The 13,326-nt window shown below is 64.7% G+C and carries 12 protein-coding genes and 3 pseudogenes; 4 read left to right on the plus strand and 11 right to left on the minus strand.

Features of this window, described 5'->3' with window-relative positions; translation table 11 throughout:
- Positions 1-4 precede the first annotated feature (4 nt).
- From C7T91_RS17710 to C7T91_RS17720, 3 genes are read right to left on the minus strand one after another with little or no spacing between them, the layout of a single operon-like run.
- Complete coding sequence (locus C7T91_RS17710) at positions 5-358, minus strand: DUF1428 domain-containing protein (protein WP_095881172.1); 354 nt, start codon at positions 356-358, stop codon at positions 5-7.
- A gap of 11 nt (positions 359-369) precedes the next feature.
- The gene (locus tag C7T91_RS17715; RefSeq protein ID WP_108260402.1) at positions 370-1,074 is read right to left on the minus strand and encodes a glutathione S-transferase family protein; all 705 of its coding nucleotides are present in this window, start codon (positions 1,072-1,074) and stop codon (positions 370-372) included.
- Positions 1,064-1,489 carry a VOC family protein gene (locus tag C7T91_RS17720; RefSeq protein ID WP_236638306.1) on the minus strand — a complete coding sequence of 142 codons (426 nt, stop codon included), beginning with the start codon at positions 1,487-1,489 and terminating at the stop codon, positions 1,064-1,066. Before C7T91_RS17720 ends, C7T91_RS17715 begins: the two co-directional genes overlap by 11 nt.
- 76 nt (positions 1,490-1,565) lie before the next feature.
- Here C7T91_RS17720 and C7T91_RS17725 point away from each other — a divergent pair, with 76 nt between their 5' ends.
- From C7T91_RS17725 to C7T91_RS17735, 3 genes are all read left to right on the plus strand, one after another.
- Positions 1,566-2,279: a winged helix-turn-helix transcriptional regulator gene (locus tag C7T91_RS17725; protein WP_108260404.1), complete on the plus strand. Its 714-nt coding sequence runs from the start codon at positions 1,566-1,568 to the stop codon at positions 2,277-2,279.
- 372 nt (positions 2,280-2,651) lie between these two features.
- Positions 2,652-3,233: a recombinase family protein gene (locus C7T91_RS17730; RefSeq protein WP_108260405.1), complete on the plus strand. Its 582-nt coding sequence runs from the start codon at positions 2,652-2,654 to the stop codon at positions 3,231-3,233.
- A 355-nt stretch (positions 3,234-3,588) separates the two neighbouring features.
- Entirely contained in the window at positions 3,589-4,641 is a 1,053-nt protein-coding gene (locus C7T91_RS17735; protein ID WP_161555974.1) for a PIN domain-containing protein, read from the plus strand.
- 660 nt (positions 4,642-5,301) lie between these two features.
- Here C7T91_RS17735 and C7T91_RS17740 read toward each other — a convergent pair.
- The 5 genes and pseudogenes from C7T91_RS17740 to glyA all read right to left on the minus strand — a co-directional run bounded on the left by C7T91_RS17740 (position 5,302) and on the right by glyA (position 9,774).
- Positions 5,302-6,510: a proton-conducting transporter transmembrane domain-containing protein gene (locus C7T91_RS17740; RefSeq protein ID WP_108260799.1), complete on the minus strand. Its 1,209-nt coding sequence runs from the start codon at positions 6,508-6,510 to the stop codon at positions 5,302-5,304.
- Positions 6,510-7,085, minus strand: coding sequence for a universal stress protein (locus C7T91_RS38550; protein WP_407943315.1), 576 nt, complete (start codon positions 7,083-7,085; stop codon positions 6,510-6,512). The genes C7T91_RS17740 and C7T91_RS38550 overlap by 1 nt, the downstream gene beginning before the upstream one ends.
- A pseudogene (locus C7T91_RS37955) lies at positions 7,065-7,301 on the minus strand (universal stress protein); the annotation flags it as partial. The gene C7T91_RS38550 and the pseudogene C7T91_RS37955, both read right to left, overlap by 21 nt.
- Before the next feature lie 36 nt (positions 7,302-7,337).
- Entirely contained in the window at positions 7,338-8,210 is an 873-nt protein-coding gene (locus tag C7T91_RS17750) for a calcium-binding protein (protein ID WP_108260408.1), read from the minus strand.
- A 268-nt stretch (positions 8,211-8,478) separates the two neighbouring features.
- The gene (glyA, locus tag C7T91_RS17755; RefSeq protein ID WP_108260409.1) at positions 8,479-9,774 is read right to left on the minus strand and encodes a serine hydroxymethyltransferase; all 1,296 of its coding nucleotides are present in this window, start codon (positions 9,772-9,774) and stop codon (positions 8,479-8,481) included.
- 181 nt (positions 9,775-9,955) lie between these two features.
- Between glyA and C7T91_RS17760 the strand changes: the two genes are divergently transcribed.
- On the plus strand, positions 9,956-10,723 hold the full coding sequence (locus C7T91_RS17760) for an NAD kinase (RefSeq protein ID WP_108260410.1): 768 nt from the start codon (positions 9,956-9,958) through the stop codon (positions 10,721-10,723).
- A 111-nt stretch (positions 10,724-10,834) separates the two neighbouring features.
- On the opposite strand, the pseudogene C7T91_RS36075 reads toward C7T91_RS17760, so the two are convergent.
- The 3 genes and pseudogenes from C7T91_RS36075 to C7T91_RS39645 all read right to left on the minus strand — a co-directional run.
- Positions 10,835-11,149, minus strand: a pseudogene (locus C7T91_RS36075) (HWE histidine kinase domain-containing protein); the annotation flags it as partial.
- Complete coding sequence (locus C7T91_RS36080; RefSeq protein ID WP_236638307.1) at positions 11,146-11,733, minus strand: heme oxygenase-like domain-containing protein; 588 nt, start codon at positions 11,731-11,733, stop codon at positions 11,146-11,148. The gene C7T91_RS36080 and the pseudogene C7T91_RS36075, both read right to left, overlap by 4 nt.
- Positions 11,734-11,918: 185 nt before the next feature.
- Positions 11,919-13,310: pseudogene (locus tag C7T91_RS39645) on the minus strand (helix-turn-helix domain-containing protein); the annotation flags it as partial.
- Positions 13,311-13,326: the final 16 nt, after the last annotated feature.

Below are 13,326 nucleotides of genomic sequence, written 5' to 3' on the forward strand. Positions count from 1 at the left end.
GGCGTCAGGCCGTGTCTTCGAAGATCGGCGTGAAGCTGCCCCACATCATGCGCTTGCCATCGAAGGGCATGTCCATTTCCTGCCAGCGCGGATCGGTTGCCATGCTGGCGCCGCACCTGTCGTGGCTTTCCTTGTCGGGCCAGATCATCCACGAGAAACAGACCGTCTCGCCGTCTTCCAACGCGACGGCCCGCCTGAAATCGGTGTGCTCGCCCGCGGGGACCTGGTCGCCCCAGGTCTCCATGATTTGCAGGGCCCCATATTCCTTGAAGAGCGGCCAAGCCTTGCGGGCACTTTCGATGTAGGCCTGCTTGTTCCCGTTCGGCACGGGGGTCAGAAATCCGGCTACATAGGTCATGCGATTTCTCCTTATTTCCTTTTAAGCTCCGCCATCCATTCATCGAAGCCGGGCGGCGGATTGCCCGTGAAGCCAGCAAGCTGATCGGTCAGGGCCTGTTGGAAGGCCGGCCGTTCGGTGGCACGCGCGACATAGTCGGCGAGGTTGGGGAAGGCTTCGACGAGCCCCTCGTCTTCGATGATCCGCAGAACGCTGACCATCATCAAGTCGCCGGCGGAGAAACCGCCGCCGAACCATTCAGCTGTGCCGAGGCGATCGGACGCTTCCTGCAGGCGTTCGTTGATCCGCTCATCGACGCCGGGAAGTCGCGGCTTGGCCCAGGGCTCGGCCACTTCAAAAATCGTCATCTGTGCCCGATCCATGATCGGCGGCTCCAGAGTGTTCAGCGCGGCAAACAGCCATTCCAGCGACAAGCTCTGACCCGCTGGCTCCGTCGGCCGCAGACCCGGGAACCGCTCTGCGATATGCCAGACGATCGCCCCGCTTTCGAACAGCGTGAGATCACCTTCCTCGTAGGTCGGAACCTGGCCGAACGGTTGCAGCGCGCGGTGCGCGGCTTCCTTCTGTTGCCCTTGTGAGAGATAGCGAACGGCGTAGTTCTGGCCCGTTTCCTCAAGTGCCCATCGAACCCGCAGGTCACGGACCTGTCCTTGGGCAAAGTCCGGCACCCAGTCGTAGGCGGTGATGGTGATGGCGGCTTCGGGATCAACCGGCATTGGACACCTCCGCCGGACCATTCTCGACGGCCTCGGCGCTCATCCACATGGGCTCCCAGATATGGCCATCGGGATCCGCAAAACTGCGTCCATACATGAAGCCGTGGTCCTGCGCCGGGCATGGGTTGGCCATGCCTCCGGCAGAAACCGCCGCTTCAGTAATGGCATCAACGGCTGCCCTGTCTTCACGGCTGATGCAAAGCAGCACCTGCGCCTCCTGCGTCGGATCGACGCGGCGACGATCCGTAAAAGTTGCCCAGAACTCATGGGTCAGCAGCATCACGCAAATGGTGTCCGACAGGACCATGCTGGCCGCCTGGTCGTTGCTGAACCGCGGGTCCAGGGAAAAGCCGATGGCCTCGTAAAATTCGACAGATCGCCTCAGGTCCGCGACCGGCAGGTTCACGAAGATCATTTGCGGCATTGCCATTCCTCCCTTGCCGTATCGTAATTATGGACAGCGTAGCGGCACGAGATTACAAAAAGCAACTATGAAGAAACAAAAAGTAACCATGTCGGCGAAATCCCCCCACGGACGGTGGTATGCAGATGCCTGCGGCACTGCCTTCGGGCTTGAACTTCTCGGCGAACGCTGGGCGATGCTGATCGTGCGGGAACTCATGTTCGGGCCACGCCGTTTCAGTGGCATCCGCGCAGATCTGCCTGGGATCAGCGCCAAGGTGCTGACAGAACGCCTTGCCGGCCTCGAGGCCAATGGTGTCGTCGTTCGTTCCACCGCACCCGAGCCAGCTCCGGCGCAGCTCTATGGCCTGACCGAGTGGGGATACGCGGCCGAGCCGATCCTGCAGGCGATCGGTCGCTGGGCCGCCGCATCGCCATTGCACGACCCGACGCTGCCGCTTTCCCCTGTCTCCTTCATGCTGTCATTGCGCACCATGCTGGATACGGCAGCCGCACGCGGCACGACCCTGGTCATAGTCTTTGAAATCGGGACGACGCAGTTCACCGCACGATTGGATGACGGCGCCATGCCGGTGGAACGCGGCGCGGCGGAACGGCCCGACCTCCGCTTCAAAGCGCAAGCCGCGCCGCCGCTCGCGGCTGTCTTCTACGGAGACGTGGCGCCAGAGACCGTTGGCGTACAGGTTTACGGTGATGCCGCGCTGTGCCGAGACTTCGTCGCGCTCTTCAACCTCCCGAAGGCCCAGGCGAACGTGGCCCGCCCTCGACTGGAAGAAGACTGACAAAGCCTGTCGCCTGGTTGACCTGGCCTCTGTCAAATCTGCCTCCGCTCCCCAAAGCACCGGTGTCATTGGCTGACTTCGGCATGCACCGGTCATCCAGGGCGAGCTCGCACGCCGACCGCGACCTGCGCATCGCTGCCGTTCGTCCAGGACGCAGCGAACGGCCGCTACCCGCCCTTTCCGCTAGACGTCCCGCAGTCGCGGCATGATCGTGCTGTCCCGGTAATCGGCGTACTCGCGTCCGTAAGGGGATCCTTTACCGGACGGTTTTGAACTCGCATCTGGCCTCCGCTGCTGCTGGGGAAACACTGTCTCGATAGATTGGTACGATTTGTTTATCGCTGAGCGGGCCTCTTACGTTACATTTTTCCTATGACAGACCTTCGCATCGGCTATGCCCGCTGTTCTATTGCCGCTCAGGATCTCGCCGCGCAGCGTGCGGACCTGGAATCCCTCGGCGTTGCCCCTGATCGCATTTACACCGACCACGGACTCACCGGGCGCAACCGCGACCGGCCTGGACTAGCTCAGGCGTTGGCTGCCGTGCGCGCGGGCGACACGCTGGTTGTTCCCAAGCTCGACCGGCTGGCGCGCTCAGTGCCGGACGCGCGCGACATCGCCGACGGGCTAGCTGAGCGCGGGGTGCGCCTCGCGCTAGGAAGCACGGTCTACGACCCGGCCGATCCGGTGGGACGGATGTTCTTCAACGTGCTGGCGACCTTCGCCGAGTTCGAAGCCGACCTAAACCGGCTTCGCACCCGCGAGGGCATGGCGGTGGCCCGCGTCAAAGGGAAGCTGAGGGGCAAGAAGCCAAAGCTCTCCGACCGGCAGGCGGCGGAGTTAACACGGATGCACGCAACTGGGGAGTATTCGGTGTCGGACTTGGCCGAGCTCTTCTCTGTGTCGCGGCCAACCGTCTATCGCACGCTGGCGCGGCAGGGGCCGAAACGTTAATGGTCGACGGTCCCTTCCAACTCTTCCAGCGACGGCACGGAGTCTGCCGTGGGCAAGATGGGCGGAAAACTGCCGTTCGCTGCGACCTGGACGAACGGCAGGGATGCGCAATAAAGTGGACGCTGCACTGTAGAGCTCATTTCGCAAAAGCTACCGCAAGCACAGCGATTTCCGCCTCCGAACCCATCCGGATCGATGCTAACTGGGGGGCAATGTGAGGTTTTCAGAAAGCGGCCAAGAACGTATCAATCAAAAAAATAAGTTCGTTACCGGGATGTTTCATCACCGATAGACTTCTTCCACCTCGTGCAACCCTCGTGCATGATTCGTAATTCTGCTTAGACTGGAGCAAGGCGTGCCCACGATTTTTCTCGACACAAATGTTTTCATAGATGCTCAATACTTCAGGCCGGCTGGCGCTCAAGCATTCCTAAGAACATGTAAATTCGCAGGTTTTGATATCGCCGTGCCTGAAGTGGTCCTTGATGAAGTGCGAGGAAACTATCAGCAGGGACTTTCTGCGGCATTGGTCTCGCTAACCAAGGCAGAGCGACAGGTTGCTCGGTTTGTAACGCTTGAGAGTTCCGAAATTTCGTTTGATGAAGAGGCAGATAGTTTCAATGCATTTCTTGAGGAGTTGCTGGAAGATGTAGGGGTGGACGTCCTGCCTTATCCTGACGCAACGACAAAGGACTTAGTTATTGGCGGTTACTCCAACAAAAAACCCTATAAGGAAAACGGTGAAGGTCATAAGGATTTTCTGATATGGAAATCTATAGTGGAAGGAGTAGATCCAGCCGATGGACCGCATGTTTTCGTTACGAGCAACACGTCGGACTTTGCCCATGAGAAGACGAAAGAAACGTTTGTTCTCCATCCAGAACTGAAGTCGGATCTACCTGATGAGGTATCTATTCTGGGCTTTACAGGTCGACAGTCTCTTCTTGAGAGACATGTTCTGCCACATCTCGATGGATGGAAGCCTTGGACTGATTCAAAGCTCGATATTGACGTCGAAAATTTTGCCGAAAGAGTGATCGGAAAAGAGCTGCCATATAAAACGATGTATGGGCTGGAGGGGCTGCCATTCAGCAATGATGTTACTATTACGATGTATGGAAATCCAGAAAATCTGGACGTGCATTATGCCCTCATCGGAGATCAATACATGGTCCGCATACGGGGTGATTCTGAATGCCTTTTTGACGGATACATGGATAAGTGGGAGTACTTCTCAGAGCACTCTGAAACCATGTCGGGGAGCGATTGGAATGATCATGTTGTAAGCGTAGAAACTGAGGCGGTAGTAGAATTTGAGATCATGGCTACCTACGACCCCACGAGTGGAGAGTTAGGTGGCGCCACCCTGAAGGTGCTTAACGAGATCGAGGATGACATCTACCAATAGAAGCTTCTTGCGCATGAGGTTTTTATTCCTTCTCATCGGCTTCGGGTTTCGGCCATGATACGGAAGGGACGAAAGTGCACCGCACAAACCGGTCAAGAGCCGTTTCTCGAAAAGTCATTCTCTAAGGTTGCGCGTTCGGCAGAGATGGCCGGATAGCGAAAATACGGCTGTGTCTACTTGCTGAAAGGTGGAGTGAAGGGAGGCTGTTGCCAGGAACCTGTCGTCTCTCGCGTCAGGCTTGAACGGCTGCACAGGGCTGTCTTTGCCGGGCAACCCCTGCTCACTTGGGCGTGCAGTATGCCGCGGCGCGGCAGGATCGCCCCGAGCCATACTACAAAAGGAACTCGCAAGTCATTCCGTCTTTGACCTGTCCCTCTACCTCCTCGAAATCCAGAGCGGTATCATATGCCCATAGCGGAGAAACCGAATGCTGAAATATACAGACGAAGAAAAGCAAGAAGTAATCGACTACTTTCTCGGGCAGTCACCGGAAGGCACAGAAGTCAGGTTTGCACAAAAAGTCTACGCCGAGTCTGTTATCGGGCATACACATTCGGTCTGGGACATACACGCGAGCGATGGCCGGTGGTGGGTAATTACGAACCCGACGAACCTCTACTCGCAGGAGCAGTTCCCGAACCTGGATCTTGCGATTACGTTTCATATGGGGCTCTGCCTGCGCATACCTCGCAACGACCTGAAGCAGGTGGACGTCGAGAGCGTGCGACCATTCACGGCTGTCCTGAACGCTATCAGCCCAAGTTCGACGTCAAAATCGATAAGCAATTGCAGCGCGGCGGCGGCGGCGGTCGCCGGCATCGCCCGCGCCAGAGAGCCGAGCCGGGCGCTCTCGCGCGTGCCGGTGGCCTTGTCGACATTGCCGACGGCGAGGAACAGCGACGCCTTGTAGAGGGAATGCACCACGAGGAAGGTCGCGAAGCCGGTCAGCGCATAGCGGCTGTCCTGCGCCAGAAACAGCGTCAGCGTGCCGAGCGCCATCAGCGTGGTCCAGGCCAGGACCTGTTTCAGGTCGCTCTGGCGCAGCGCCTGCAGGCTGGCGAAGACCGCCGTCGCGGCGCCGAGGATGGTCAGCGTCCAGAACCACGGCCCGGTGCCCGACAGCGCCGGATGCAGCCGCGCGAGGATGTAGATCCCCGCCTTCACCATGGTCGCCGAATGCAGGAAGGCCGAGACCGGGGTCGGTGCCGCCATGGCGTTCGGCAGCCAGAAGTGGAACGGCACCTGCGCCGATTTGGTCAGCGCGCCGGCGAAGACCAGCACAAGGACCGGCAGGTAGAGCGCATGGCCGCGCAGCGCGTCCGCGGCGAGGATCCCCGAGATGCTGGTCGTGCCGGCGGCCATGCCCATCAGGATCAGCCCGGCGAGGAAGGCGAGCCCGCCCGCGCCGGTGACGAACAGTGCCTGAAGCGCGTTGCGGCGGCTCTTCGCGCTTTCATGCGAGAAGCCGATCAGCAGGTAGGAGGTGAAGGTCGTCAGCTCCCAGAAGACGAAGAGCCCGATCAGGTCGTCGGCCAGCACCAGCCCCAGCATCGCCAGCATGAAGGCGGTGAGGTAGAGCGCGAAGCGGCCGTATTGCGGATGCCCGGCGAGGTAGCTGTCCGAATAGAGCAGCACCAGCGTGCCGATCCCGCTGATCAGCAGCGCGAAGGTCAGCGACAGCCCGTCGAGCAGGAAGGCCATCGCGATGCCCTGGCTCGGCACCCAGCCGAATTCGGCGCGCAGCACGGCGCCGCCCGAGACGGCGGGGAGGAAGGAACAGAACCACGCGAAGAGCGCGGCGGCGAACAGCACCGGCAGGATGCCGGCCGCGCCGTTGCCGGACCGGCGCGCGTCATTGGACTCGTTCATCATCTGTCGGACTGGCACTCCATGTCGCCGTGAACGGCGGCAGGCGGGACGAAGTTCCCGGATTTCACGGTCAGCACCGAGCAGGGCACCTGCTTGACCACGGTCTCGGCGGTGTTGCCCAGAAGGAAGCCGGCAACGCCGGTGCGCGCGCAGGTGCCCATCACGATCGTGTCGATGCCGTCGGTCTCCACATGTTCGAGGATCGTCTCGCAGGGTTTTCCCTTCAGGTGGATCACCCGCATCATGCTGCAGCGGCCGCTGAATTCCGCGGCGAGCTGCTGGAGCCGCCAGTTGCTGCGCTGCTCGGTGCTCCGCAGCAGCGCCTCGATCTCGTCTTCCGGGACGCAGGCGCGGGCGCGGCGCAGCGTGTGCTCTTCGGGCAGCTGCCAGACATTCATCACGTCGAGCCAGGCGCCGTCGCGGACCGCCAGAGACGTGGCCTGTTCCATGATCTCGCGGTTGAGCGCGTCGCGCTCGGGATTGTCGGGATCGGGATCGACGGCGGCGAGGATGCGGCGGGCCCGCGCCCCGGCGGCGACGTTCAGGATCCAGACCGGCGCCGGACAGCTGCGCAGGAGCTGGATGTCGGGATCGCCGAGGAAGGCGCCCGAGCGCGGCCGCTGCGCGCCCTTGAGCACCAGGTCGTAGTCCTGTCCCATGACATGGCGGGAGATCTCCTCCACCGGCGGGCCGCTCAGCACGGCCGTGCGGACCTCGATCGCGCGCGCGCGCAGCGGCGCGGCCATCTTCTCCAGCCGGGCGCCAGCCCGGTCCGCGGCGGCGGCCTCCGTCGGCGGGCGCCCCGGGGGCGCCCCGCCGGGGGCGGATCAGAACCACTCGATGGTCAGGTCGGCTTCGCTCAGATGCACCCATTCCAGGGTGAGGCTGCTCTGCATGTCGGGGCCGTAGCTCAGCACCGTGTCGAAGCCGACGATCTCCAGCGCGAAGCCCTGGTTCGAGGCATGCATGCGCAGCACGTCCTCGTCTGCATTGAAATCGGTGATCACGTCATGGCCCTGCGGGGCGCGGGCGAAGACGAAGGTGTCGGCGCCGAAGCCGCCGGTCATGGTGTCGTGGCCGCGGTCGCCCCAGAGCTCGTCGGCATCGGCGCCGCCCTCGAGCACGTCATTGCCGCCGCCGCCGCGCAGCGTGTCCATGCCGGTGTCGCCCAGCAGGGTGTCGTGGCCCTGGTTGCCCTGGATCAGGTCGTTCTCGCCGCCGCCGTCGAGCAGGTCGTTGCCGAGGCGGCCGTAGAGGCGGTCGTCGTCCCAGCCGCCATGGACGGTGTCGTTGCCGCGGTCGCCCGAGAGCCAGTCTGCGCCGTGGCTGCCCGACAGGATGTCGTCGCCGTTGCCGCCGCGGATCATGTCCTCGCCCCAGGAGCCGTGCAGCGAGTCGCTGCCGTCGCCGCCCAGCAGCGTGTCGTTGCCCCAGGAGCCGAGGATCGTGTCGTCGCCGTCGCCGCCATGGACGCGGTCATTGCCGTCGCCTGCCTCGATGGTCTCGGACGCGGCGCGGCCCTGGAGGCGGTCGTTGCGGTCGGTGCCGAGGATCGCCGGAGCGGCCGGAGCTTCGACGGCGAGGGCCAGGCCCGCGGTACTGCCGAAGTCGATCCCGGCGGTGGATACCAGGACGGCCGGTGCGGCCTCGGAGGTTGCGGGGACCGACTGCCATTCGATGGAAGCGAAGAGATTGTTCATGTGTACCACCCGGTTGAATGCTGCGCTGAGCGGACCCGGCCCCCACGACCTTCTGTGTCCGTCACAAGCAGGCTTATGCACCCGAGGGTCTGAACAAGACCTGAATTTTCACGCCCGGCCGGAAAAAATCACAAGTAAAACCAATGTGTTAGAAGGGTGTTCGAATTGGGGCGGAAACCGGGCGGCGCTGCGCCGGAGCTGTGGCGCCAAAGAAAAACGGGCCCCGTAGGGGCCCGTCCGAACGCTTTCTGCCGCAATGCGGCCCGGATCAGAGTTCCTGGTAGATCGGGAAGCGCGCGCAGAGATCGGCGACCTTCGCCTTGACCGCGGCCTCGACCTCGCCATTGCCCTCTTCGCCGTTCGCGGCAAGCCCGTCGACCACCTCGACGATCAGGTCGGCGATCAGGCGGAACTCGGCTTCGCCGAATCCGCGGGTGGTGCCGGCCGGGGAGCCGAGGCGCACGCCCGAAGTGACCATCGGCTTCTCCGGATCGAAGGGGACGCCGTTCTTGTTGCAGGTGATGTGCGCGCGGCCGAGCGCCTTCTCGGTCGCGTTGCCCTTCACGCCCTTCGGACGCAGGTCGACGAGAACGACATGGGTGTCGGTGCCGTTGGTGACGGTGTCGAGACCGCCCTTCATCAGCTGGTCGGCCAGCGCCTGGGCGTTGGCCACGACCTGGGCGGCGTAGTCCTTGAAGCCGGGCTTCAGCGCCTCGCCGAAGGCCACGGCCTTGGCCGCGATCACGTGCATCAGCGGACCGCCCTGGATGCCCGGGAAGATCGCCGAGTTGACCTTCTTGGCGATCTCCTCGTTGTTGGTGAGGATCATGCCGCCGCGCGGGCCGCGCAGGGTCTTGTGCGTCGTGGTGGTGGCCACGTCGGCATAGGGGAAGGGCGACGGGTGCTGGCCGCCTGCGACGAGGCCGGCGAAATGCGCCATGTCGACCATCAGCCAGGCACCGACGCTGTCGGCGATCTCGCGCATCTTGGCGAAGTCGATCTGGCGCGGGATGGCCGAGCCGCCCGCGATCACCAGCTTCGGCTGGTGTTCTTTGGCCAGGGCCGCGACCTCGTCATAGTCGATCATCTGGGTCTGGCGGTTGACGCCGTACTGGACCGCGTTGAACCACTTGCCCGACTGGTTCGGCTTGGCGCCGTGGGTCAGGTGGCCGCCCGCGTCGAGGCTCATGCCGAGGATGGTGTCGCCGGGCTGGATCAGCGCCTGGAACACGCCCTGGTTGGCCTGGCTGCCGGAGTTCGGCTGCACGTTGGCGAAGTCGCAGCCGAAGAGTTCCTTGGCGCGGTCGATCGCCAGGTTCTCGGCGATGTCGACATACTGGCAGCCGCCATAGTAGCGGCGGCCCGGGTAGCCTTCGGCATATTTGTTGGTCATGATGGAGCCCTGGGCTTCCATCACCGCCTTGGAGACGATGTTCTCCGACGCGATCAGTTCGATCTCGTCGCGCTGGCGGCCCAGCTCCTTGGTGATGGCGCCGAACAGGTCGGGGTCACGGTCTGCCAGGGTCTCGGTGAAGAACCCCTCGTCGCGTTGCGGTGCGTTCATGGTCGTCTCTCCCTCTGCGGTCGGGCACGGGCTGGTTGGGATGCGCGTCTTTATCTCCGATCCGGTCCGGAGCAAAGCCCCCTGCGGGCAAAACGTCCGGATGCGGTCTGTCGCAGGTGCCGGGACTTGAGTTTCGCCGTCGCGCGCGCGATGACGGAAGGGCAGATACCGGGGGTGCCGAGTGACGAAGGACCTTAAAATCGCGTTCCGCGCCAGCACCTCGCCGGTTGCCCAGGCAGCGCTGCAGGAATTGTCCCGCTTCTACGGAAACACGCCGATCGACCGCGCCGATGTGGTGGTCGCGCTCGGCGGAGACGGCTTCATGCTGACGACGCTGCACGAGACCGAGGGCATGGGCCTGCCGGTCTACGGCATGAACCGCGGCACGGTCGGTTTCCTGATGAACGAATTCTCGGTGATCAACCTGATCGAGCGGGTGTCGCGCGCCGAGGAAGAGGTCATCAACCCGCTGGAGATGCGCGCCATCGACGAGGCCGGGGAAGAGCACCGGCGGCTCGCCATCAACGAGGTGTCGCTCTTGCGGGCCGGTCCGCAGGCGGCCAAGCTGCGGATACTGATCGACGGGCGCGAGCGGCTCGACGAGCTGGTCTGCGACGGCGCGCTGGTGGCGACGCCCGCCGGGTCGACCGCCTACAACTATTCAGCCCACGGTCCGATCCTGCCGATAGGGGCGGATGTTCTGGCGCTGACCGCGATGGCGGCCTTCCGGCCGCGGCGCTGGCGCGGGGCGCTCCTGCCGAAGACGGCGCATGTCCGCTTCGAGGTGCTGGAGATCGCCAAGCGCCCGGTGATGGCCGATGCCGACAGCCGCCAGGTGCGCAACGTGGTCTCGGTCGACATCCGCAGCCGCGGCGACATCCGCCACCGGCTGCTGTTCGATCCCGGCCACGGGCTGGAGGAGCGGCTGCTGCGCGAGCAGTTCGTCTGACGCCGGGTCCGGCCGCGCCGGACGCTCCCGATCGCCGCGCGCGCTGCGCTTCGGCTCGAATTCGGCGATCAGGTGGCTGCCCGACTGGTGCAGGCTGACATCGTAGCTGCGGCCGCCGCCGCGCAGCTCGATCCCGAAGAGCCGCACCGCCGCATCCTGCAGCCCGGTGCCGCGCAGGTTTCCGCGCAGACGCGCGAAGCCTTCGGCCGAGAGCAGCTCGGACAGCGGCCGTCCCAGCGCCGCCCCGGCATCGATGCCGAGGACATCCACCAGATTGGCCGAGGCGTGCTGCACGATCCAGTCCGAGGACAGCGCCACCAGCGCGCCATAGGACTGCACCCGGCCCAGCAGATGGATCGGCTCGCGGTCGCAATTGGTCAGGTCCACCGCCTGGCTGTCCGGAAACTCCCCCCGTTCCCCGCTCACGCCGCGCGCTCCGCCACCGTGTCCTGGACCCCGGCGGCCAGCTGGAACAGCTCGAATCCGAGCTCCGCATCGGCGATGATCTGGCCCGCGCGGTCGCTGTCGGGCCAGATTTCCTCCAGCTCGGCGCAATGCGCCTTCCATAGCGGGCGGGCATCGGGCGCGGCGAAATAGGTCGGCATCTCCTGCGGGGAGAGGCGCTGCGCCAGCGCGCGGCGCATCACCTCGGTGCCGAGCCGCGAGCCGAGCACGATGTAGTCGACCGCCAGCGGATCGAGCGGACCGGCCGGGGCGACGCCCTCGTGCCGTGCGCCGCGCCCGGCCAGATCGGCATCGAGCCGCCGCAGAAGATCGGCGATCATGTGGCGGCTGGCCAGATCCGGCGCGTCGCAGCTTTCAAGCAGCGCGGCCAAGCCGGCGCGCTGCGCGGCAAGGAACCAGGTCAGGCGGCCCGGCATCGCCTCGGTGAAGGCGGCAAAGGCGGTTTCGGTGCGCTGGTGCTGGACCTGCGTCGAGACCCTCAGCTGGTGGCGGAAACCCTGGGCCGGGTCTGCCGCGGCATCGATCGGTGCTGCGTGCTGTGTCACTGTCTTTCCAGGTCCCTGCGCAAGGGTCTTCTCTCAGGTTATCAGGCCGAAAATGCCGGAGGGCGGAAAAAGTTCCCGCCCGGCGGAAAGTTTTTCCGGTGTTACTGCCGGTTTCTCTGCGCGCCCACCGGATCGGGGCAGGCCGGGGGCGGCGCGGCGTCGATCTCGGCGGCCCAGGGATCGGGCCCGGCCGCGCGCGTGGTGCGTCCGTCGATGGCCGAGACCCGCGCTTTCTGCGCGACATGCGGGGTGATGCAGGCCTGCCTGCAATCAGCCACGAACCCGGCAGCGTCATAGGCCTTGTCGGCCCCTAGTGTCAGCCGTCTGGTCGATCCCGGCGAATGGCGATGCATCATGTCAAGCGCCGTCCGGCGTTCGGCACGGCCACAGGCCCGGGTCAGGTCGCCCTGAACTGCGAGCCCGCTGCGGTTCTCCATGACGGCATGGCCGATGAAGCACAGCATCGCGCCGGTGCCGGGCGATTTCCGGTAGAGCCGCGCGTCCGGGTCGGTGGTCGAGGCATGCGTCGCGTTCGAGCGCTTCTCGCCCTTGAAGTTCACTTCGGCATTTCGGCTGCGGCTGGCGGCGCGGGACATCGGCCGGGGTTCCGGATCGGGCTGCGGGGACGGGTCTTGCGGGGCGGCATCCTGTGCCGGAGGATCGACGGGATCGACGGGATCGCCGGGATCGACGTCCGCCGGCGGCCTGCCGTCCTCCTTGGGCCGGACGCTCGGCAGGTGGTGCAGATAGCCTGCGGAGACCAGCCCGGCCAGCAGCCGGTGCGCCGTGCTGCGCGGCACGCCGAGCGCCCGGCCGATGCCCCCGGCATCGCAGGTGCCTTCGGAGACCAGCCGCAGGATCTCGAGCCCGCGCAGCAGCGTCTGCGTTCCCTTGGCGGCGCCCGCGCCCGTCTTTTCGCCCAGCTCCGGTTCCATGCGGCCTCCCTTTGGCCGGACCATGCCGACGCAATGCCTCCGTGTCAAATGGTGAATCATCTGTCCATTTAGTGAGACACAGCCTGTGCCCCTCATTCGCCGGCGACAGGCTGGACCGGCACCGGACCCGGGACGCCGCCGCGATCCGGCATGGCCCTTGTCCACGGCATCCCAGAGGCACCCTGCCTCGCAGCGCCCGGAGGACAGCCGAAGTCCTGTAACATCCTGCCAACTCCCCTCGCCGCCCCAGTGTCCGGCAGAGCCCCGGGACAGGCGCACATCCCGCAGCAAGCCTTGCCCTGCCACCCCCGCCTGAAGACAGTCCCGCGCGGTGCGCCGATGGCGGCGGCTTGGCATGCGCCCATGTGAATGTCGTGGCTCGGGGCAAGCGAGGCAATGGACAGATCGGGTCTCCTTGACCTGATCGGCGACAGCCGCGCCGCGGCCCTGCCGGGGCTCCTGACCGGGCTCGCCTTCGGCGTCGCGCTCGGCCTTCTGCCTGCGCTCGGCCACCGCGGAATTCGGCCCTGGCCATCCGGGGCAGCCAGTCACGGCTTGGCTGCCGTGCTTTACCACCTCACCGGCCTGGGTGCAGCTCGCCGCCCGGGCCGGATGGTTCCGCGGCGGCGACGCGCGGATCATGGCGGTGCCGGGACCG

It is taken from the genome of Mangrovicoccus ximenensis (assembly GCF_003056725.1).
GTDB classification, from domain to species: Bacteria; Pseudomonadota; Alphaproteobacteria; order Rhodobacterales; family Rhodobacteraceae; genus Mangrovicoccus; species Mangrovicoccus ximenensis.